The organism is Vreelandella profundi (assembly GCF_019722725.1).
GTDB lineage: Bacteria > Pseudomonadota > Gammaproteobacteria > Pseudomonadales > Halomonadaceae > Vreelandella > Vreelandella profundi.
This window is the reverse complement of record NZ_CP077941.1, coordinates 2988282-3009255: the sequence shown is the minus strand read 5'-3', so window position 1 is coordinate 3009255 and position 20974 is coordinate 2988282. Positions and strand designations below refer to the sequence as shown.

General features: G+C 44.2%; 18 protein-coding genes. All 18 read left to right on the top strand.

From position 1 onward, the window contains the following. Positions 1-179: 179 nt before the first annotated feature. The 18 genes from KUO20_RS13740 (at position 180) to KUO20_RS13655 (ending at position 20870) form a co-directional block, all read left to right on the top strand. The gene (locus KUO20_RS13740) at positions 180-1520 is read left to right on the top strand and encodes a lipopolysaccharide biosynthesis protein (RefSeq protein WP_235040399.1); all 1341 of its coding nucleotides are present in this window, start codon (positions 180-182) and stop codon (positions 1518-1520) included. After that, entirely contained in the window at positions 1504-2772 is a 1269-nt protein-coding gene (locus KUO20_RS13735; RefSeq protein WP_235040398.1) for a UDP-N-acetylglucosamine 1-carboxyvinyltransferase, read from the top strand. The genes KUO20_RS13740 and KUO20_RS13735 overlap by 17 nt, the downstream gene beginning before the upstream one ends. Further along, positions 2756-3760: a UDP-N-acetylmuramate dehydrogenase gene (gene murB, locus KUO20_RS13730; RefSeq protein WP_235040397.1), complete on the top strand. Its 1005-nt coding sequence runs from the start codon at positions 2756-2758 to the stop codon at positions 3758-3760. The genes KUO20_RS13735 and murB overlap by 17 nt, the downstream gene beginning before the upstream one ends. Beyond that, entirely contained in the window at positions 3757-4932 is a 1176-nt protein-coding gene (locus tag KUO20_RS13725) for a glycosyltransferase family protein (protein ID WP_235040396.1), read from the top strand. Before murB ends, KUO20_RS13725 begins: the two co-directional genes overlap by 4 nt. A 15-nt stretch (positions 4933-4947) precedes the next feature. Then, complete coding sequence (locus KUO20_RS13720) at positions 4948-6135, top strand: O-antigen ligase family protein (RefSeq protein WP_235040395.1); 1188 nt, start codon at positions 4948-4950, stop codon at positions 6133-6135. 34 nt (positions 6136-6169) lie between these two features. Next, positions 6170-6706: an acyltransferase gene (locus KUO20_RS16785; RefSeq protein ID WP_273543289.1), complete on the top strand. Its 537-nt coding sequence runs from the start codon at positions 6170-6172 to the stop codon at positions 6704-6706. Next, entirely contained in the window at positions 6706-7836 is a 1131-nt protein-coding gene (locus tag KUO20_RS13710) for a glycosyltransferase (RefSeq protein ID WP_235040394.1), read from the top strand. Before KUO20_RS16785 ends, KUO20_RS13710 begins: the two co-directional genes overlap by 1 nt. A 163-nt stretch (positions 7837-7999) precedes the next feature. Beyond that, positions 8000-9124, top strand: a complete 1125-nt coding sequence (locus KUO20_RS13705; RefSeq protein WP_235040393.1) for a glycosyltransferase family 4 protein — start codon at positions 8000-8002, stop codon at positions 9122-9124. Continuing rightward, positions 9121-9717 carry a sugar transferase gene (locus KUO20_RS13700; RefSeq protein ID WP_235040392.1) on the top strand — a complete coding sequence of 199 codons (597 nt, stop codon included), beginning with the start codon at positions 9121-9123 and terminating at the stop codon, positions 9715-9717. The genes KUO20_RS13705 and KUO20_RS13700 overlap by 4 nt, the downstream gene beginning before the upstream one ends. After that, positions 9714-10334 (top strand): acetyltransferase, encoded by a 621-nt coding sequence (locus tag KUO20_RS13695; protein WP_235040391.1) that lies wholly within the window; start codon positions 9714-9716, stop codon positions 10332-10334. Before KUO20_RS13700 ends, KUO20_RS13695 begins: the two co-directional genes overlap by 4 nt. A gap of 52 nt (positions 10335-10386) precedes the next feature. Beyond that, positions 10387-11577, top strand: a complete 1191-nt coding sequence (locus KUO20_RS13690) for a DegT/DnrJ/EryC1/StrS family aminotransferase (protein WP_235040390.1) — start codon at positions 10387-10389, stop codon at positions 11575-11577. Between the two features lie 32 nt (positions 11578-11609). Further along, positions 11610-12776, top strand: a complete 1167-nt coding sequence (locus tag KUO20_RS13685) for a nucleotide sugar dehydrogenase (protein ID WP_235040389.1) — start codon at positions 11610-11612, stop codon at positions 12774-12776. A gap of 30 nt (positions 12777-12806) precedes the next feature. After that, entirely contained in the window at positions 12807-13586 is a 780-nt protein-coding gene (locus tag KUO20_RS13680; protein ID WP_235040388.1) for an ElyC/SanA/YdcF family protein, read from the top strand. A 105-nt stretch (positions 13587-13691) separates the two neighbouring features. Then, positions 13692-15545, top strand: coding sequence for a glutamine--fructose-6-phosphate transaminase (isomerizing) (gene glmS / locus KUO20_RS13675; protein ID WP_235040387.1), 1854 nt, complete (start codon positions 13692-13694; stop codon positions 15543-15545). 53 nt (positions 15546-15598) lie between these two features. Next, positions 15599-16813 (top strand): O-antigen ligase family protein, encoded by a 1215-nt coding sequence (locus tag KUO20_RS13670; RefSeq protein WP_235040386.1) that lies wholly within the window; start codon positions 15599-15601, stop codon positions 16811-16813. 263 nt (positions 16814-17076) lie between these two features. Continuing rightward, positions 17077-19119: a polysaccharide biosynthesis protein gene (locus KUO20_RS13665; protein WP_235040385.1), complete on the top strand. Its 2043-nt coding sequence runs from the start codon at positions 17077-17079 to the stop codon at positions 19117-19119. A gap of 301 nt (positions 19120-19420) precedes the next feature. Next, positions 19421-19957 (top strand): type IV toxin-antitoxin system AbiEi family antitoxin, encoded by a 537-nt coding sequence (abiEi, locus tag KUO20_RS13660; protein WP_235040384.1) that lies wholly within the window; start codon positions 19421-19423, stop codon positions 19955-19957. Next, positions 19947-20870 carry a nucleotidyl transferase AbiEii/AbiGii toxin family protein gene (locus KUO20_RS13655; RefSeq protein ID WP_235040383.1) on the top strand — a complete coding sequence of 308 codons (924 nt, stop codon included), beginning with the start codon at positions 19947-19949 and terminating at the stop codon, positions 20868-20870. Before abiEi ends, KUO20_RS13655 begins: the two co-directional genes overlap by 11 nt. Positions 20871-20974: the final 104 nt, after the last annotated feature.

Sequence of the window (20974 nt, the reverse complement as noted above, 5' to 3'; positions counted from 1 at the left end):
TATTAATCAATATATTTTATTGAGCTGATTAAAAAGCAATAATTTTATTATAAATTAAGGGTTTCTGATTTTTTATTACGATTGTATTTTTTACGATTGTTGGCATAGCTTTTAAATTAATAGTGAGTGCTATATTTAGATGTCTCTTTTAAGTTTTATGGCATACAGAATGGCAACTAATGACAACTTCTAATCAAAAAAAATTCTTTAAATTGAAGCTATGGAAAAACAAAGCATTTTCTGGTCCAGCTAGTGTGGTTCTTAATGGTATGCTGACGCTTGCTATGGGAAGTATAGTTGCACGTATAATAGGATTTGCATCTATTCCTATTCTTACGCGTTTATATAGCCCTGAAGATTTTGGGATGCTTGCATTTTTTATCTCTGTAGTGTCGATGTTAGCACCCATTGTTACATTGCGTTATGTGCTAGCCGTACCATTGCCTAGAAACGATGGTATAGCTATTAATTTGATGTTGCTATCAGTCTTTTTAATGTTTTTTATGAGCCTAATAGTTGCGTTTTTATTATTTTTATTTGGGGAAAGGTTGTTCAGCTATTTTTCTATGCAAATGTTAGAGCCATATTGGTGGTTAATTTTTCTTGGCTTAGTTGGTGGAAGTGGTTATGAGATATTATCAATTTGGGCTACACGTAAGCGTGCATACAAGCCTATAGCTCATACGACAGCTATTCAAAGCCTTACTGGTAATCTTATAAAACTAGTTCTTGGTTTTCTTGCTATTAAACCTTTTGGTTTGCTAATAGGCCAAGTGGTTGCTACTAGCGGCGGTATAGTTTCATTAAGCATTCGCTTTAAAGAAGATTTTATTAGAAACCAAAAACATATAAGATTAAGTCGAATAAAATTGGTGGCTTTACGTTACCGTAATTTTCCAATTTATCGGCTACCTTCGCAGTTTTTATTAGTATTTTGTGCTCAAGCACCATTATTGTTTACTGCTTTGATTTACGATGCTCAAACTACTGGCCAGCTAGGATTAGCATTAATGGCATTAAGCCTGCCTATTGGCTTGCTAAGCAGTAGTATGAGTAGGGCTTATTATGCAGAAATAAGTCATATTGGTAAAAGTCAACCAGGAAAAATTCGAGAAATTACACTTAGCATGTTGAAGAAGCTATTTGTAATATCTTTGTTGCCGGCGTTGGTGCTTGCTATATTTGGCGAATTTATTTTTTCTATTATCTTCGGAAAAGAATGGCAATTAGCAGGTCAGCTTGCTGAGCTACTTGCTATATATCTCGTCTTTCAGTTTTTACAAGTTCCTGTGTCTCGTATTCTCTTTGTATTCGAAGGACATATATTGTTGCTGATATTAAATGTACAGCGTGCCGTGATTGTCACAGGTTGTTTCGCTGCAGCGTATTACAATCAAATGACAGTAACTAGTGTTATTTTTTTATATTCAATTATGCTAAGCGCGCAATACGTTCTTAGTATTTTTTATACTTTAAAATTTATACCAGAACAGGAGATGAGTCATGGATCTAATAGTTAAAGGCCCACAACAGTTGAACGGCACCGTATTAGTAAGTGGTGCCAAAAACAGTGCAACTCGTGTTCTTGCCGCGGCATTGCTTTCTGCAGGTAAAGTGAATTTGCGTAATTTCCCTTTAGCTTTAGAGGATGCAAAAGCAAAAATAGATTTTATAAGAAATTTAGGAGCTATATGTAATGAAAACCATACGACTTCAGAGATAGAAATTTATACCCCTTCACTTTCATATGATGAAATATCAAATTATGATTTGCCGATTCGAACTACTTATCTTTTAGCTGCGGGTGTTTTAGCTAGAAACTCCTATGCAAGAATACCATATCCAGGCGGGTGTAAGATTGGTACTAGAGGTTATGACCTACATATTCTTGTTTGGCAAAAATTAGGCTGCCAAGTTATAGAGAAAGCGGATTATATTGAGTTAAGTGGTAAACTTGTTGGCGGCATCATTGACTTCCCAATGTCAACAGTTGGGGGTACAGAAAATGCATTAATGTGTGCATCTGTAGCACAAGGGGAAACTTTAATTCGAAATGCTTATGTTACCCCTGAAGTTACAGATCTAATTGATTTTTTACGTGAGATGGGCGCTCAAATAGAACTAGAAGGTAGTAGCCTTATTCGCGTACAGGGAGCTGGAGACCTGCTTCGCGGCGCCTCATTCTCAATTATGGCAGACAGAATAGAAGCGCTTACATGGGTCATAATGGGGGCAGTTACTGGGAGTAATCTATTAATCCAAAACGTTCCATTCGAAACTATGGAAGTACCACTCATTCATTTACGAGAAGCTGGTCTGGATCTTTTCCACAATAATAATAACATTATGGTGTCGCCGGATTGTCTTGGGGCACATGGGATCCAACCGTTTGAGTTAGCCTGTGGAACACATCCAGGAGTTATTTCGGATATGCAACCTTTTTATACTTTTCTAGCAATGTTTGCAAATGGTCGTTCGGTTATTTTTGATTATCGCTATCCTGAGCGCGTAGCCTATGCTAAGCAACTTGAGAAATTCTCGAAAGGTAGTATTGATGTTGAGCATGGACGGATAACTGTTCGAGGCAATCATTTGCTTAAAGGGGCGAATGTCACGTCTACAGACTTGCGCGGGAGTATGGCGCTAATCATGGCTGCGTTATGTGCTGAAGGAGAAAGTCATATCAGTGGAGTTGAGTTGGCCTTACGAGGTTATAATAATTTGCCTGAAAAACTAGCTGAATTAGGTGTTTACTGTGACTGGCAGCCATAATATGCAATCGGTTGTAACTAAAGCTTTAATTTATGATTTGAAAAAAATAGTTCCCAGTGGAGTTTTTGTTAATTTATCTTTGGCAAAAATAAGTCGTTGGAACATAGGGGGCCTGGCTGATGTAATCGTGCGGCCTCAATCACCTGAACAAATTAGAAAGCTTAGAGAATATTTTTATAAAAATAACATTGCTCATGTAGTGATTGGAATGACAAGTAACCTTTTGTTCTCGGATAAAGGTTTACTTGTTCCATGTATTCAACTTGGATACGAAATGAATAAAATTAATATAGATAGTAATATAGTCACCGCTCAGGCGGGAGCTTGGGTGCCTAAGTTAGCAAGAGAAGTACAGAAAGCAAAGCTTGTCGGAGCTGAGCATATATGTGGGGTACCAGGCACTCTTGGAGGCTTGGTGTACATGAATGGAGGCAGTCAGCGCAAAGGCATTGGCAGCTCAGTCTCAAAAGTAGTTAGTATCGATTCTAAAGGAGGTTATGTTACTCGTAACAGAGTCGACTGTTTATTTGCTTACAGAAGTTCGATATATCAATGTCGAGACGAAATTATATCTGAGGTTGTGCTGAATTTTGAAGATGCTGATTCTTCGTCATTGGTACGTAAAGAAATGTTAAGTATACTTTCTTCACGCAAAAAAAAATTCCCACGAAAAATTCCTAATTGTGGTTCTGTATTCAAAAGCGATCCTTCAGCATATAGCTTATATGGACCACCTGGAAAAATTATAGAAGATCTTGGTTTAAAGGGGTATGCACGGGGAGGGGCAAAAATATCTGAAGAGCATGCTAATTTTATTACTAATATAGAAGGTGCTACGTCTTCAGATGTTATTTTTTTAATAGAACTAATTAAGGAAAGAGCTTTTTCAGAGCTCGGGTGCCAATTAAATGCTGAAGTCAAGTATGTCGATGAGCATGGGTGTATTTGTGCCGCTGATCAAATAGATAAAAATAAGGCTAAATTTTGAAAAATAAAGTTTATCTTTTTGTTAGCAATATTAAAGGTTTAAACACCGGAAGGGGAGGACATTACTATACCGTTTTAGATCATTATTCCTTTTTTTCAAAACAGTTTCATGTGGAAGTTGTTTGTATAGGGCATGAAGTTCCTATTGCATTTGAAAACATTTCTAATAAAGTTCGTTTTATTCCTTATAAAAATTTATTAGATATTTCTGCTACAGTAGCTTTGATGAAAACTATTTTTAATAAGAATAATTGTGTAGTTAATGCTTTCGACTCGAATGCTTTTTTGTTTGCTAGACTGGCAGGAATAGAAAAAAAAGTGCCTCTTTTCTTCACGAAATGTGGTGGTGCAGTAAGAAGTGGTTATACTCCTGCATTGCATCCAGACGTTGTTTTTCATGGAGAAGATCTGAAATTCTATAAAGAGATTGGTGGGCCACTTAATCATCGCTACTTAGAAATGATACCTAATAGAGTAGCTACTAGCTTTTGTGATAAACCAAAGCCGCAAGATCTTAGCTTATATCCACAAGGAAAATTAAACATACTCCGCATTGCTCGATTGTGTGATAAATATAAAGAAAGCTTGTATCAAACAATAGCTTTGGCACAGGATTTAAAATCCTCAGGATTTGATGTTTTCTTGGCAATAGTAGGGTCGCCTGAAAATAAAGAATTAACCTTAGAGTTGGAAGCTAGTATTAAAGGTTTAGGCAGGCTATATAAATCTGATGAGATAACTACTAGAGCTAGCCGTCATATTATAGAATCAGATATAGTTGTAGCAGCAGGTCGAGGAGTTATGGAGGGCGCACTAGCTGGAAAATTAGTAATGATTTCCTCAAAAGGGAATGATTTTCCAATTCTTTTAACAAGGAAAATCTTCTTTGATGCTTTGCATTGTAATTTTTCCGATCGATATTCATGCCGCGATGTATCTAGCTCTAATGATGAGATTAAGACGTTGTTAAATGATATTAATAAGCTTAAAAAGCATAAAGCTGATATTGCTCTACTGTCACAAGAGAATTTTTCTTTAGTATCTGCTAGCGATAAGTATAGGGAATTATATAGCGCTCTTATTGCAGCTCCCTCAATTTATGATAAAAAAGATCTCTTTAAGCATACTATTAAATTTTTGTTGGAAGGTGTTGTTAGAAAAATCCGGTCATAGTGTCGTGAGTGTCTCATGAATATAAAGAAAATGTTTTTAGAGTTTTTGATAGTAATTTCAGTTTTTTTGTGTGTTTCCGGCCTGGATATATATTTATCAAGATCTGGTTATTTGGTAGGAGGTAGCTTAATTGGTGTATTATTTGTGTTAGGTATGTTTTTTATTTTGGCCATGAAAAGTAATGGGCATATAAAAATAAATAATGCTTCTATATGGCCGCTAATTTCATTATGGGCTTTTTTTTCTTTTTTGATTTGGGTACTTTGTTCTGTATTTTTTGCTCCTGATATTGTCTCGGCAGGATTAGCTTTTTTTAGGTACTGTTTATACATGTTGGTGGCTATATTTATTGGAATAATTGTATTAATGCCGTCGTATAAAAAGTATGTGACAGCTGGCGTGATTGTGGCGATATTATTAATCTGTGGCACTATCTGGGTCGATGTAATAAGCCCTAAAAAATATTTTTCTGAAGGAGCACGTCCGGCTGGCATTATGATTAATCCTAATGCGGGGGCACAAGCTGCAACTATGTTGCTGCTTCTAGCTTTTGTGTTATTAAGATCAACTCGATCACTGCTTATTATAATGGGCTTTGTTGCTGTCTCTGTTTTGGTTACTTTGTCTCGAAGTGGTTTTTTATTGTTATTTCTTTGTATACTATCAGGCTTTTATTTGCGCAAAGAAATTGGTTTTAGTTTTAATTATAAGTTTTTGGTTTCAGTTGCAGTAATTTCTTTGTTCTTAGTTGGTTCAGCTTTCGTCTACTTTAATATGGTTGTAAATCTTACAGTCCTTAATAGATTGGAGTATATGTTTTCAGATGGAGGATTTGTTGATCTTGATGACCCAAGGGTTCAATTAGCAAAAAAATATTTTGATTTATGGTTGGAAAGACCAATTTTAGGATTTGGTACTGCTTCAACTTATAGTGGTGAATTTGATATAAAGGGAGCTACACATAATTTATATTTAAAGATATTAGTGGAAAATGGTGTTATTGGGCTTTCTTTTTTTATAATTTCATTGTTATGTTTTATGTTCGGGAATTGCATAAGATCAGGCTGGGGGTATGTTCTACCATGGTGTTTGGTAGCTGCTTGGGGTGTTTTTGCAAATGGCCTTTTAGATAATAGGTTATTCTATATTGTAATTGTGATTCTTTCGTTAAGCCCTGCAATTATGCGTGTTAATAAGCCATAATTGAAAGATGCTATAAACAAATGAAGGTGTATGAATGTTATTATTTAAACTCTTTAAGAAAGTAATTGGGCTATATATTTTGCATTTTCGCGGAGGAGTCGCTTATGCTCATCATTGCGGCGTTCAAACTGGCACTGGATGTCGTATTTATAGTACTGCTTGGGGATCAGAGCCCTTTCTGATTTCTATTGGTGATAGGGTTACTATAACCAGTGGTGTTAAGATCCTTACCCATGATGGCAGTACATGGCTTATACACAATGAAATGGGAAAAAGGTATCAGCACTATAGTCCTGTAACTATAGGAAGTGATGTGTTTATTGGTGTTAATGCAATTCTTCTACCTGGTGTTAATATTGGAGATAAGGTGATTATAGGCTCAGGTTCAGTAGTTACTAAAGATGTTCCCAGTGGTACTATAGTAGCAGGTAATCCGGCTCGATTTATCGGTAGTTTTATTGATTATGAGAATAAAGTTATAAATTCATTTGTAAATGATTCTGAGTTAGAACATTGTTTGCCATATGAAGAAAAGGTATTTTTAGCAATTGATATAAGTAGGGGCCGCTAATGGCACGCGCTCTTATAGTATTACCCACTGCTATTATGGGTGGAGCTGAAAGAGTGTTGTTTAATGTTGCTCATGAGTTTTTAGCACAGGGCCACTATGTTACGATTTATATTATGTCTAGAGGGCGGCAGCCTAACTGGGATGTTTTGGAGTCCCATCCAAACTGTGTCCTAATTGTCAGAGAGTTTTCTTCTGAAAAATCTTCCTTGCTTTCTTTTTTTTATTATATGAGAAAAATTTCAGCTGATTTTAATCCTACTTTTGTTTTTTCAACTCATACTCATATAAATGCTGCACTAAGCTTTTTAAGATATATTCGGATTTTAAAGTGCGACTTTCTTGTTTCTAGAGAGTCTACTTTCATTTTTGAAAGATTTTTCGGCTTAAAAAGGTTTCTTTTTCATTTTCTTTATCGCTTCTTTTATGGGGCACAAGACTTGCTAATTTATCAGACAAAGAACATGAAGAATTCTTTAGAGTCTGCGTTGAATTGCGAGCCAGTAAAGAATTCACTAGTGTTAGAAAACCCTGTTTCTTTAAGTTTTATTGACTCCTCTCTAGAGTCCATCATGTTATCTCCAAAGAAAAGTAATCGATTAGTGGCATGTGGTCGTTTAATTCCTATTAAAGGTTTTGGAACTTTGATAAAAGCATTTTCAGAGGTTCTAAAATATCATCCAGAGTCGGTTTTGGAAATAGTTGGCGATGGCCCAGAACGGCAAAAACTTGAAACCTTAGTTTGTGATTTAAATTTAGAAGGTCGAGTTATATTCCATGGTAGAGTGGAAAATCCTTTTTTTTATTATCAGGGTGCTACTATGGGAATAGTTAGCTCCATTAAAGAAGGCTTCCCCAATGTTCTGATAGAAATGATGGCTAGTGGTGTTGGTTCACTCGTAACTACACCTTGTACAGATGGTGTTTATTCACTGCCAAATATTGAGGTGGCCGGGGGAGTTGATGAGGATTCAATTTTCCATTCTATTAATTCAGTCTTAAATAATTATAATGATAAATCTTCTTTGTATAGAGAGTATGTTGAGGCAGATAGGTCTGTAACACAATTTATTAATAAAATTTTTTTGGCGTGCGGTTATCCTCGCATAATGGGCGAAGATAACAGTTTTTAATTTTGGTTAGCGTATGTCTTTTTATATTTTTTTGTTATGTGGGCTGAGTGTCTTCATGTTTCTTTATTGAATTTTATGTATGACTTTTTTAGTATATTTTTGAAATTTTGTAAAAGTTTTGAATATGGCTTTGTTTTTTTGTTTTAATTATTAGGAGGTTTATTTGAAGTTTTTATTGGTGGCAAGCTTTCCTAACTCGCTTATTAAATTTCGCGGCGTCTTATTAGAGGCTATTCAACATGCAGGATATGAAGTTCATGTAGCTTGTCCAGGAATCCTTGATGAACGTGGTCTTTGTGATGAGCTTGAAGTTTTGGGAATAAAAGTACATGACATAAATTTAAATAGAACTGGTTTGAATCCTTTTGCAGACTTAATTTCATTTTTTTCTCTCTGGAGTTTAATGCGCAATGTCAAGCCAGATTATGTTTTATGTTATACAATAAAACCTGTTATTTATGGTGTCTTAGCAGCGTGGCTTGCCTCTGTTCCTAATCGAGTTGCCTTAATAACAGGGCTAGGATACACATTTCAAAATTCTGAAGGTGATTTCAGGCGAGCATTTCTTCACAAAATTGTTCAGAAGTTATATAAGTTTGTATTAAAAAAAACAAAAGTTGTTTTTTTTCAAAATCCTGATGATGAGATTTTGTTTCGTAAATTATTTCTTTTACCTACCAATACGCGATCTGTTGTAGTGAATGGTTCAGGAGTTTCTGTGGATCAGTTCACTGTGACACCATTGCCTAGAGAGTCACGTTTTTTGCTAATTGCTAGGCTCCTGGGTGATAAGGGTGTTCGTGAGTATTTTGAAGCTGCAAAAATTATTAAAGCACGCTACCCAGCCACAGTCTTTCTGCTGGTTGGTTGGATTGATAAGAACCCTGATGCAATTGCCCAGCAAGAGCTCGATTCTTGGAGAGTTTCAGGCATTATTGATTACTTAGGTAAGCTTGAAGATGTTCGTCCTGCCATCGAAAATTGTAGCGTTTATGTACTGCCTTCTTATAGAGAAGGTACACCACGTACTGTTTTAGAAGCCATGGCAATGGGACGAGCAATCATTACTACCGATGCCCCTGGATGTAAAGAAACAGTAGTAGATGGTGATAATGGTTTTCTTGTGCCGGTAAAGTCTGTTAGTGAACTTGTGGCTGCTATGGAGAAATTTATTTTAGACAAGGATTTGGCTGTTTGCATGGGACATCGATCCCGTGAAATAGCTGTCGAAAAATATGATGTGCATAAAGTAAATGCTTTGATGCTAATGGAGATGGGTGTTTCATGATTAAAAGATTTTTTGACATTATTGCATCTTTAATAGCTTTGATCCTATTGTCTCCTGTTATTGTTATCATCGCGTGGAAAATCAGTCGTAAAATGAGTACCCCGGTGCTTTTTCGCCAACTCCGTCCAGGCTTAAATGGCGTTCCTTTTCAGATGGTGAAATTTCGCACTATGAAGGATGTTGTTGATTCTTCAGGTAACACTCTTCCTGACTCTGAACGGCTTACATCTTTTGGATATTTTCTGCGCTCTTCCAGCCTAGATGAGATACCGGAGTTATGGAATGTGCTGAAAGGTGATATGAGTTTGGTAGGTCCGCGCCCACTGTTGATCGAATACCTGCCCTTATACTCACCTGAGCAGTATCGCCGACATCAGGTACGCCCTGGTGTTACTGGTTGGGCACAGATCAACGGCCGCAATGCTATTTCATGGGAAGACAAGTTTAAGCTAGACGTATGGTATATAGATAATCGCTCACTTTGGCTGGATGTGAAGATTCTATTTCTTACTGTTAAGAAGGTCTTGGACCGCGATGGTATTAGTGCAGAGGGCGAGGCAACTATGACTAAATTTACCGGCAGTGATAAATGAGGCGTCTTGCCGTTCTTGGTGCCAGCGGCCACGGTAAAGTGGTTGCAGAAACGGCCTTGCAATGTGGTTGGGAAAGTATTGTTTTTTTTGATGATGCTTGGCCTGAAGTACAGATTAATGGCAGCTGGGCTATTGTAGGCAATACTCAGGCGTTAATACAGCAGTTAAGCGAGTTTGATGGTGTGCTGGTGGGGATTGGCAACAACCACGTACGCCTTGAAAAGGTACGTCAGCTCAAGACCCTCAATGCCCCTTTAGCAACTCTTGTACATCCTGCCGCTGTTGTGAGTAATACGGTTTTGCTTGGCGCAGGTAGTGTTGTGTTTGCTGGAGCCGTTATACAAATCGATAGCCAGTTGGGTGAGGCGTGTATTGTAAATACACGAGCTAGTGTTGATCATGACTGCTCGTTAAGCGATGGCGTGCATATTTGCCCCGGTGCTACGTTAGCAGGTGGCGTTACAGTGGCTGAAGCTAGTTGGGTAGGTATAGGCGCTTGTATTAAACAGTTAGTAAACATCGGTAGTAACGCCACCATCGGGGGAGGTGCCGCGGTTATCCGTGATGTGCCTTGCGGTCAAACTGTTATTGGCGTACCAGCACGTTCTCTTTACTAGTAAGTTATTTTCGGCTAATTAATTTCAATACTTCGACACATCTGGTGGTCGCATGCTTAACGGTCCCTTCTCCCCCTGGCCCTCCTTCTCTGAGGACGAAGCCAATGCAGTTCATAATGTTCTTCTTTCCAATAAGGTTAATTACTGGACAGGCCAGGAAGGTCGTCAATTTGAGCGTGAGTTTGCTACGTTTGCAAAAGCTAAATACGCTATTGCCGTTTCTAACGGTACCACCGCGCTTGATTTAGCATTAAAAGGTCTTGGTATTGGTGATGGCGCCGGAAGTGGAAAAGATGAAGTTATTGTTACTTCGCGTACCTTTTTAGCGACTGCCTCTAGCGTTGTTACCGCAGGTGCAGTACCGGTGTTTGCTGATGTAGATCGTGACTCACAAAATATTACTGCTGCCTCCGTTGCTGAACGAATTACGCCTAACACGCGAGCCATTATTGCTGTCCATTTGGCGGGGTGGCCATGTGAAATGGAAGCGCTAATAGCGCTGGCTGAGAAACATAACCTTTGTGTAATTGAAGATTGCGCCCAAGCTCATGGTGCGACTTATAAAGGCCAAAGCGTAGGTAGCATTGGCCATATAGGCTGTTGGTCATTCTGTCAGGATAAAATTATGACCACCGGTGGTGAAGGTGGGATGGTCACCACGAATGATGAAGCTTTATGGCGAGCCATGTGGGCCTATAAGGATCATGGTAAAAGTTGGGAAGCCGTTTACGAGCGCGAACATGAGCCGGGTTTTCGCTGGCTGCACGAGAGTTTTGGCACCAACTGGCGGCTTACTGAAATGCAATCTGCTATTGGGCGTATCCAGTTAGCGCGTATGCCGCAGTGGAAAGCCGCTCGCCAAGCTAACGCCCGGCGTATCTGGCAAACAGCCAGTGAGTGCAATGGTTTGCGTGTGCCTGAAATGCCAGAGCACATCGAGCACGCAGCGTACAAATGTTATGTGTTCGTGGAGTCTGAACAGCTTAAAGAAGGCTGGAATCGTGACCGCATTATGAATGAAATAATCGCGCGTGGCGTACCGTGCTTTTCTGGTTCTTGTTCAGAGGTGTACCTGGAAAAAGCGTTTGATGATACTTGCTGGCGGCCTGAAAAGCCTTTAACGGTTGCACGTGAGTTAGGTGAAACCAGCCTTATGTTTCTTTGTCACCCCACTTTGACTGAAGCGGAAATTGATAAAACGTGCCAAATAGTTAAAAAAGTAATGGCTGAAGTTGTTCAGTAACTCTTTTTTATACAGTTATCAAGGATGCTTAAATGAAGATTGCCATTGCCGGTACCGGCTATGTTGGGCTTTCTAATGCCATGCTGCTCGCCCAGCATAATGAGGTAGTGGCGTTGGATATTGTTCCTGAGCGTGTGGCTATGTTGAACGCTGGTCAGTCGCCTATCGAAGATGCTGAAATTCAAGAATTTCTTGTTAGTCGTGAGCTGAAGTTTACCGCTACTTTAGATCGCGACCTTGCCTACCGACAGGTTGATTATGTAGTAATAGCTACGCCAACGGATTATGACCCGGTTACGAATACCTTTGATACCTCAAGCGTTGAGGCGGTTATTCAAGATGTAATGACCATCAACCCTAAAGCGGTTATGGTAATTAAATCAACAGTGCCTGTGGGCTATACCGCTGAAGCCTGCCAGCGCTTCGCTACTGATAATTTGATTTTCTCGCCGGAATTCCTGCGTGAGGGTAAGGCCCTCTATGACAACCTTTATCCTACTCGTATCATCGTGGGCGAGCGTTCTGAGCGCGCGGAGATATTCGCAGGCCTGCTGAAGCAAGGCGCTATCAAGCAGGATATGCCGGTACTGCTGACTAACAGCACTGAAGCAGAGGCCATTAAGCTATTTGCTAACACCTATTTGGCCATGAGAGTAGCGTACTTCAACGAGCTGGATACTTATGCTGAAAGCCACGACCTGGATACTCAGCAAATTATTGAAGGCGTTGGGCTAGACCCCCGTATTGGCAGCCATTACAACAACCCTTCTTTTGGCTACGGCGGTTACTGCTTGCCGAAAGACACCAAGCAGCTGCTCGCTAATTACCAAGATGTGCCGAGCAACATGATTCAGGCCATTGTGGATGCTAACCGCACTCGAAAAGACTTTATTGCGGAGCAGGTGTTAGCACGTAAGCCGCGTGTTGTGGGCGTTTATCGACTGATTATGAAGTCTGGCTCTGATAACTTCCGTGCCAGTGCCATGCAGGGTGTTATGAAGCGCATTAAGGCCAAAGGCGTAGAGGTAATCGTTTACGAACCGGTGCTAGAAGAAACTACTTTCTATGGCTCAAAGGTTGTGGATGATTTAGCGGCATTCAAAGCCCAGGCCGATGTGATTTTAAGTAACCGAATGGCTGCAGAACTGCAGGATGTGATCAGCAAGGTGTACACACGCGATCTTTTTGGCAGTGATTGATATAGTTACTGGCTGCATAGGTAACACTCAATGACGGAAGTAGCGTTGTACGGCCTGATAAAAAGCTTGTTAGCACAGCTACTCATGCCATTGCCTGTGAGTATAGGCTTGTTGTTTGTGGGCTTGTGGGTAGTTTGGCGAAAGCACCAACGTTTGGGGGTCAGGTTGGCGGGACTTGGGCTGGCTGTTTTATTCCTTGCCAGCTGGGCACCGGTAGCCGAACGCTTGTTGACACCTTTTGAAACCCGCTACCCGGCGCTATTACACGTACCTCAGAGAATGCCGTTTGTGGCTGTCGTGGTATTAGGCGGCGGCTGGCAGCCGGACGCGCCTGTTTCCAGTGTGTCTAAATTAAGCGAAAGCTCAGCCATTCGCTTGATGGAGGGGATTCGCTTATGGCGACAAGTAGCGGAGTTGCCGCTTATCGTATCTGGCGCTAGCCGAAATGCTGCGATAGCACCGGTTGCGCAAGGCTATGCCCAGGCGGCTCAGTCACTCGGGGTGCCCGAGGCGCAGCTGCAGGTTTTAGATTGGCCAACGGATACCGGCCAGGAAGCCCAGGCGGTAAGCCAGCTACTGGGCAAGGGCGCCTCAATTATATTGGTTACCTCTGCTTCCCATATGCCCCGCGCTATGCGCCACTTTCAGGCTGCGGGCCTTTCGCCCATTGCCGCGCCTACCCACTATTTAACCCAGTTCAATTCGCCTAACAGCGTTCGCTATTGGGTGCCTTCGGCTAGCCATCTGCATAAAACCGAGCGTGCCGTTTATGAGGCCCTGGGTAACCTGATGGTCAACATTGAGCATTAACGTATTGTTTATTCCAGCCGCTGAAAGAGTAGCGCGGTGTAGGTAACGGTCAGTTAAGGCTAAATAGTCGTTAGATAATTAAACCTACTTTATTCGAGAGAGCTTATGTGCGGGATTGTTGCGGCCATTGCTAGCCACGATGTACTAACGACGTTGATTGAAGGCTTACAGCGCTTGGAATACCGCGGATATGATTCGGCGGGCGTCGCGCTACTCAATAGTGATGGCCAGCTTACTCGCGTGCGGGAAGTGGGCAAGGTAGCCGCCTTGGAAGCCGCCCTGGCCCTTCAGCCGGCTTCCGGCAAAGTGGGCATTGCCCATACCCGCTGGGCTACCCACGGGCGCCCAAGTCAGAGCAATGCTCACCCCCATGTATCGGGCGAGCATTTGGCCGTGGTGCATAACGGCATTATTGAAAACCATGAGCCGCTACGCCAGCAGCTACGCAATGAAGGCTATACGTTTACCTCTGAAACCGACACAGAAGTGGTTGCTCACTTGGTTGCCCGTGAGTTTGATCGTACCGGTGAGCTAACCGCCGCGGTACAGGCCACACTGAGTCAGTTGGAAGGTGCTTATGCGCTGGCGGTCATGCATGCTAAACAGCCCGATACTCTGGTTGGCGCGCGTAAGGGTAGCCCGCTGGTGGTGGGATTAAGCGAAGAAGGGTATTACCTAGGGTCAGACCCGCTGGCACTTCTGCCGGTAACGCGTCAGTTCCATTATTTGCAAGAGGGCGATGTTGTCTCGCTTACGCCTACAGGCGTTGTTATTCGTGATGAGCAAGGCCAAGTGGTGACCCGTGAGGTACACCATTTTGCTCACGAAGATAGCGCTACCGGTAAAGCGGGCTATCGCCACTTTATGCTGAAGGAGATTTTTGAGCAGCCCAAAGCGGTGGCCGATACCTTAAGCAGCTTGCTGGGCGATGACCGGGTGCGAGTAGACGCACTAGGCCCCGGTGCTGCGGCGCTTTTGGATGGCGTTAAGCAGGTGCACATAGTGGCCTGCGGCACTAGCTACCATGCGGGCCAAGTAGCGCGATACTGGTTGGAAGAGTTGGCGGGCATCCCTTGCCAAGTAGAAGTTGCCTCGGAGTACCGCTATCGCCAGGTAGTGGTTCAACCCGGCACGCTGTTTTTAACGCTTTCTCAGTCCGGTGAAACGGCAGATACTCTGGCCGCGCTGCGCTTTGCCCAAGCGCGTCAGGATGGGCAAAGCCAGTCTGCATATCTCGGTACGCTCGCCATTTGTAACGTGCCGGGCAGCTCGCTGGTGCGTGAATCCGACCTATGCGTGCTAACAAAGGCAGGCCCGGAAATCGGTGTGGCCTCTACCAAGGCGTTCACCACACAGCTGGCGGCGCTGATGGTGGTTGTATTGGCGCTTCGTCAGCTAGGGCAGGGCGCAAGTGATGAAGAAGCTCGTATCGTAGCAGGCCTGAAAGCCTTACCCGAGATACTCAGCCAGGCGCTTCACCTTAGTGATGACATCGCTGAACTTGCCACAAAGTTTGTTGATCGCCATCACACGCTATTTTTGGGCCGAGGGAAGCAATATCCCATTGCTATGGAAGGGGCGCTGAAGCTTAAAGAGATCTCCTATATCCACGCGGAGGCCTATGCAGCCGGCGAGTTAAAGCATGGGCCGCTTGCGCTGATTGATGAAGACATGCCCATTGTGGCGGTGGCGCCTAACTGCGAGCTGATCGAGAAGCTGAAATCGAACCTTCAGGAAGTGCGTGCCCGTGGCGGTGAGCTATTCATCTTTGCCGACCCGGAAGCACGCTTTACCCAAGGTGATGGTGTGCATGTGATGACGCTGCCGATTTGCTGCCCGCAGCTGGCGCCTATTCTTTATACGCTGCCGTTGCAGCTGCTTTCTTATCACGTGGCGGTGCTCAAAGGTACGGACGTTGATCAGCCCCGTAATTTAGCCAAAAGCGTAACGGTCGAGTAACCCATTTGCGTTATATCTATTGCACTAAGTTGTCAGCGTTAGTGGGCGTTTTGGTGTTATGCGCTACTCCGCTGTTAATGCCGAAAGGCGGTTGGTTTGCGCTGGCCGTTGCCGCCACCACGGGAGGCATTTACTTACTACGTGGTAAGCCGCTTAACTTAGGTAATTCCTATCTGTTGGGTGTTCGGGTTATTCCGCTCGTATTAGCTATAACGGCATTATTGGCGGCTGTTTGGCAAGGGGGCGGTGCGCTGCAAAGTAGCCTGTTACTTTTGATCGTGGCGGGTTTGCTAGCGATTGCCAGTGCCGCGCTGGGGCATATTAAAATCACCGCTGCGGTGGCGTTTGGTGCTTTTGCTTTAACAGGCTTGGCTACCGGTAGCTGGGCGGCTTGGCAGCACATAGCCCAGGGGGCTAGGCGCGCTTCGGGGTTTGAGCCGCTACACGCCATTCTTTACGGCAATCTGTCATTAACCGTGGGGCTTATCTGCTTGGCGGGGTTGGCCTGGGCGTGGCAGTGCCCTCGGCGTTATCGGTGGCTGCTTGTGTGTGGGCTTGGGGCGCTGGGCGGGCTTGCGGCCTCAGTGCTTTCCGGCACGCGTGGTGGCTGGGTGGCCTTGCCGCTTGCGGGGTTGTTGTTTTACCGCGTGTACTTGCGCTCGTGGTCACGCGGCTGGCATGTGCTAGTGCTGGCCAGTATCGCTATGTTGGCGTTAAGCCTGTATGCCTTGCCGCAAACGGGGGTAGAGCAGCGGGTTGGCCAAGCCCTAGAAGAAGGCCAAGACTATTTAGAGGGTGAGGCATACGGCTCAGTAGGCGTTCGTTTAGAGCTTTACCGCACCAGCTTGGCGCTGATTGCTGAACAGCCTTTGCGCGGCTATAGCCTTGATGAATATCGCCAGGCGTTGCAGGTTAAGCTGGCCGAAGGGGACATAACCAAGTCGGTTGCGCGGCACTGGCATGCGCATAACGACGTATTGAATGCCTGGGTGCGTTACGGCCTATTGGGCGCATTGGCGACGTTACTGCTTTATGGGTGGCCTTTTGCGTATTTTTCCAGCCGGCTTTTACGAGCCAGTGCTAGCCAGCGGCCGATAGTGCTGGCGGGCATGTTGCTGCCCGTGCTGTTTTTTGATTTTGGCTTAACCTACGCCTTTTTTGCCTACCCGGTCGTACTGGGTACTTACTGGCTATGGCTAATGCTGTTGGTATGTACCTACTTATCGCTAGAGCCCTCTGGGCAGCGTGTGAGTTTACATTCCGAATAACTATGCCGATAACTACGCCGATAAATACTGCTCTTAACCAGGAGGAGTATTATTCGTGTCATCTTTTGGGTGTATAAAACATAGTGCTGTTACGTTTTTTTTACTAAACTTAGCCATAAGTAATAACTAGTTGATTAATATGGTTTATTTTAGATAAATCTAATGTGGTGTTGGCTAATATTAATTATCGGTGCTGCTTCGATTCAGCAGGTGCATCGTCATTCCACTCCACTAAAAGAATTTTCACGGAGCAACCTCGTATCATGCTGTCCAAAGCCTTAAACCATCTGTTTCGCTTATCACGGACGCAAAAGCGGTTCATCCAGCTTGCGGTTGATACGTTTTTGATCGCCGCTAGTTTCTTCATAGCTATGTTCTTACGGCTGGATAGCTGGTCGTTTCTTTCAAACCCTAAGGTATGGTGGGTGATTCCTGTTGTTCTACCGGTTAGCCTGTTCGTTTTTATGCGTTTGGGCTTTTACCGTGCGTTTATTCGCTATATGAGCATGCAGGCAGCGGTTGTTATTGGTACTGGCGTTCTCGTGTCAATGCTAGTGATGATTGTGGTGAATTATATTCTGCTACTACCGGTGCCTCGTTCTGTGCCATTTATCTACGCGATGATGGCTATGTTAACCGTTGGCGGTATACGCATGCTGCTACGTGGGTTGCACCATCGTGGCCAGCTACGCTACAAAACGCGCGTGCTGGTTTATGGGGCAGGCAGCGCGGGGCGGCAGTTAGTAGTGTCGCTACGTAATGGTAATGAGTACGAGCCCGTAGCGTTTATTGATGACCGGGCAGCGCTGCAGAGATCTTCAATACTGGGGCTGAAAATTTATTCGCATACCGCTATTCAGCGCTTAATTACTAGCCATGGTGTTGAAAAGCTGCTGCTGGCTTTGCCTAGTGCATCACGTGCACGGCGCCGTGAGATCCTTGATTCTTTAGATGGGTTAACCATCCCGGTGCAAACGGTGCCGGGTATTGCCGATGTGGTTGAAGGGCGGGCAAGTATAAATGATATTCGCGATGTAGCCGTGGAAGACTTGCTGGGCCGTGACCCTGTGCCGCCGGATGCAGCGCTGATTGGCGCCAATATCACTCATAAAGTGGTCTTGGTCACCGGTGCGGGGGGCTCTATTGGCAGCGAGCTTTGTCGGCAAATTTTGCGGCAGCGCCCGGCGCGGTTATTACTGCTAGAGATTTCTGAATATAACCTTTACGCCATTGAGCAAGATTTGCTGCGCATTGCTGAAGCAGAAGGCTTTGCGGATGTGCCGGTGCATGCTCTTTTAGGGTCGGTACAGCATCCTGAGCGTCTTAGGGGCGTCATGATGCACTTTCAGGTGCAAACTATTTACCATGCAGCGGCCTACAAACATGTGCCTATGGTGGAGCACAACGTAGCAGAAGGCTTGTTTAATAATGCGCTGGGTACCTTACACTGCGCGCAGGCCGCGGTGGCCAGTGGTGTCACCGATTTCGTATTGGTTTCTACAGATAAAGCCGTGCGGCCCACCAACGTAATGGGCGCCAGCAAGCGTTTAGCCGAGCTGGTTTGCCAAGCTAAAACGACGTCTCAAAGCACAACGCGTTTTTGTATGGTGCGTTTTGGCAATGTGCTGGGTTCTAGCGGTTCAGTGGTACCTCTTTTTAGGCGTCAAATTGCCGCGGGTGGCCCCATTACGGTTACTCATCCTGATATTACGCGCTACTTTATGACGATACCTGAGGCGGCTCTTTTAGTGATGCAGGCCGGCGCCATGGCGAAAGGCGGCGATGTCTTTGTATTGGATATGGGCGAGCCGGTTAAGATTGCTAACTTGGCCAGTAAGATGGTGCGTTTGTCTGGCCTTGAGCCGTTCTACCTTCCGCGCGATGAAAGCGAGCCGATTCCTACCGGCGATATTGAAATTCGTTTTACCGGACTGCGGCCAGGCGAGAAATTGTATGAAGAGCTGCTGATCGGCGAGCGAGTAGAGAAAACGAGCCACCCTCGTATTATGACGGCTCAAGAGGTATCGCTGCCGGTTGATGTCATTAACAGCCTTCTTGATCAATTGACCGTCGCTTGCCAAGCGGGCGACCACCAGCAGCTGCAAAAGCTACTGTGTGATGCGCCCTTGGGCTACGCCCCTAATGACCGCCTAATAGACCATCTGTGGCTATCTCCCAAAAGCGGTAAGGCGGTGCCTAATGCTGAAACCACTGCGCCTGTATCGCTTAGTGTTGATAAACAAGACGTTGAAATTGATGCAAAGAATGACCTCGGCGTCCAGCCTGCACAGAATGTGGCGATATAGCGGAACCTAGTCCGTAAATGGGCTCATATAATTGAAAGGCATACCTGAGAGTCGCGTTAAAAATTGCGTTTAATTCATAGGGCTGCTGCTTACGTAAGATGGCTATCTGCCAATTACCTAAGCAGCAGCTTTTTTTATACCTGCGATTTGTGTTTTTTGTGTTTTGCCTTTTCATCCTATCGCTCTTCTTTTTATGTAAACAATTATCACACTTTTACGCGCGATTTTTGTTTGCATGATATATTTATGTGGACGCTAATGACGCTTTTTAACGTGGTTTTTGTATTCTTGAGGGTGGGGGATGAAGCAAAGTGAAGCCATTAAGCGCCTTGCGGAGTTCGATCAACGCGGGCGCTATGTCTTTTCAACACAAGACATGTCGAAAGTGTTTCTGGAAGATACGGCCCGCGGCCGGGAAGCAACGCTGAAACGTTTGGTTAAGGCGGGTATCTTGGAGCGTCCATCCAAGGGTGTGTATCTGTATGCTCTGTCGAAGAACAAAGGTCTGGATACCTTGGAGCTGATTGCCAAGACATTGCGCAGGGGCGAATACAGTTACATTAGCCTTGAATCCGCTCTATCAGAGTATGGTGTCATTTCTCAGATTCCGGTAGGCCGGCTCACCGTGATGACCACTGGGCGTAAAGGCGAATATAAAACCCCTTATGGTGTGATTGAGTTCACCCACACCAAGCGTCGGGTATCTGATATTTTGTCTACTATCAAGGATCGCGGGCGTCCTCTTAAGGTTGCAGCGAAGTTTGCGGCTCTGCGGGATCTTAAGCGCGTGGGTCGAAACACTCACCTGATTGATGAGGAGGCCGTGCATGATGATTGAGTCGGTTGATTTCAAAAACTTGGTAGATCAAGCAATGAAAGATCCGGCGTTAGGGCATATGCGACCGGTTATTGAAAAAGAGTTGCTGCATTACGACTTGCTATATGCGCTAGACAAAGAAGGCATGCTTGACGGCTTGGTATTTCAGGGAGGCACGTCGTTGAGGCTGTGCTATGGAGGCAGTCGGTTCAGCGAAGATTTGGATTTTGCTGGCGGTGTGGATTTTTCTTCCCGAAAGCTGACCGATATGAAAACCGGCATCAAAGACTATCTGTCTTCGAGGTATGGGCTGGAAGTGACCGTGAAAGAACCGGCGTCTTTGAAAAAAAATCTCAAGTATGCCGAGTTGAAAATCGATAAATGGCAAATTGGCATTACTACCTCACCGGGGCGCAGGGACCTGCCTAAGCAGAAGGTCAAACTGGAAATCGCTAATATTCCTGCACACACCAAAACAGCGCGACCGCTTGTCAGAAACTACGAATTCCTGCCTGATGGCTATGAAGACCTTCTGGTCATGGTGGAAACTCGTGATGAAATCATGGCGGACAAGCTGCTCTCGCTCCCAGCCACCCAAAAGTACGTTCGTAACCGTGACATCTGGGATCTTGCTTGGCTGGCTCAGCGTGGAGCCCAAGTGGACAGCGAACTGGTAAAGCAGAAAATGGTGGATTACCGGCTGGATGATTATCCGGATAGGCTGAATAGCATGATTTCACGATTATCGGACATTATTGCTGGGAAAAACTTTCAGGATGAAATGGGGAGATTTCTTCCGGCGGATATCTATGTGCGGACGCTCGGGCAAGATAAATTCCAGTCTTACTTGGTTACTACCCTGACTGACCTACTGGCAACGGTACAGGCTGCGCTGATGTCCGAACAACCAGCAGGGCCATCTTTTCGAATGTAAAGTGAGATAAGCCGCTTCATAAGATCACATTGAATGTTATATTCATAAAAAGAATAAAAAGAAGATTTAATATTCCTTTGTGCGTTTATGCTTGAAGGTCTATG

Bases quoted from the DNA above. Each gene is read 5' to 3' on its own strand.
- KUO20_RS13690 (WP_235040390.1), top strand. From the start codon at position 10,387: ATGCTTAACGGTCCCTTCTCCCCCTGGCCCTCCTTCTCTGAGGACGAA.
- KUO20_RS13740 (WP_235040399.1), top strand. From the start codon at position 180: ATGACAACTTCTAATCAAAAAAAATTCTTTAAATTGAAGCTATGGAAA.
- KUO20_RS13735 (WP_235040398.1), top strand. From the start codon at position 1,504: ATGGATCTAATAGTTAAAGGCCCACAACAGTTGAACGGCACCGTATTA.
- glmS (WP_235040387.1), top strand. From the start codon at position 13,692: ATGTGCGGGATTGTTGCGGCCATTGCTAGCCACGATGTACTAACGACG.
- KUO20_RS13700 (WP_235040392.1), top strand. From the start codon at position 9,121: ATGATTAAAAGATTTTTTGACATTATTGCATCTTTAATAGCTTTGATC.
- KUO20_RS16785 (WP_273543289.1), top strand. From the start codon at position 6,170: ATGTTATTATTTAAACTCTTTAAGAAAGTAATTGGGCTATATATTTTG.
- KUO20_RS13655 (WP_235040383.1), top strand. From the start codon at position 19,947: ATGATGATTGAGTCGGTTGATTTCAAAAACTTGGTAGATCAAGCAATG.
- KUO20_RS13695 (WP_235040391.1), top strand. From the start codon at position 9,714: ATGAGGCGTCTTGCCGTTCTTGGTGCCAGCGGCCACGGTAAAGTGGTT.
- abiEi (WP_235040384.1), top strand. From the start codon at position 19,421: ATGAAGCAAAGTGAAGCCATTAAGCGCCTTGCGGAGTTCGATCAACGC.
- KUO20_RS13685 (WP_235040389.1), top strand. From the start codon at position 11,610: ATGAAGATTGCCATTGCCGGTACCGGCTATGTTGGGCTTTCTAATGCC.
- KUO20_RS13680 (WP_235040388.1), top strand. From the start codon at position 12,807: ATGACGGAAGTAGCGTTGTACGGCCTGATAAAAAGCTTGTTAGCACAG.
- KUO20_RS13665 (WP_235040385.1), top strand. From the start codon at position 17,077: ATGCTGTCCAAAGCCTTAAACCATCTGTTTCGCTTATCACGGACGCAA.
- KUO20_RS13710 (WP_235040394.1), top strand. From the start codon at position 6,706: ATGGCACGCGCTCTTATAGTATTACCCACTGCTATTATGGGTGGAGCT.
- KUO20_RS13720 (WP_235040395.1), top strand. From the start codon at position 4,948: ATGAATATAAAGAAAATGTTTTTAGAGTTTTTGATAGTAATTTCAGTT.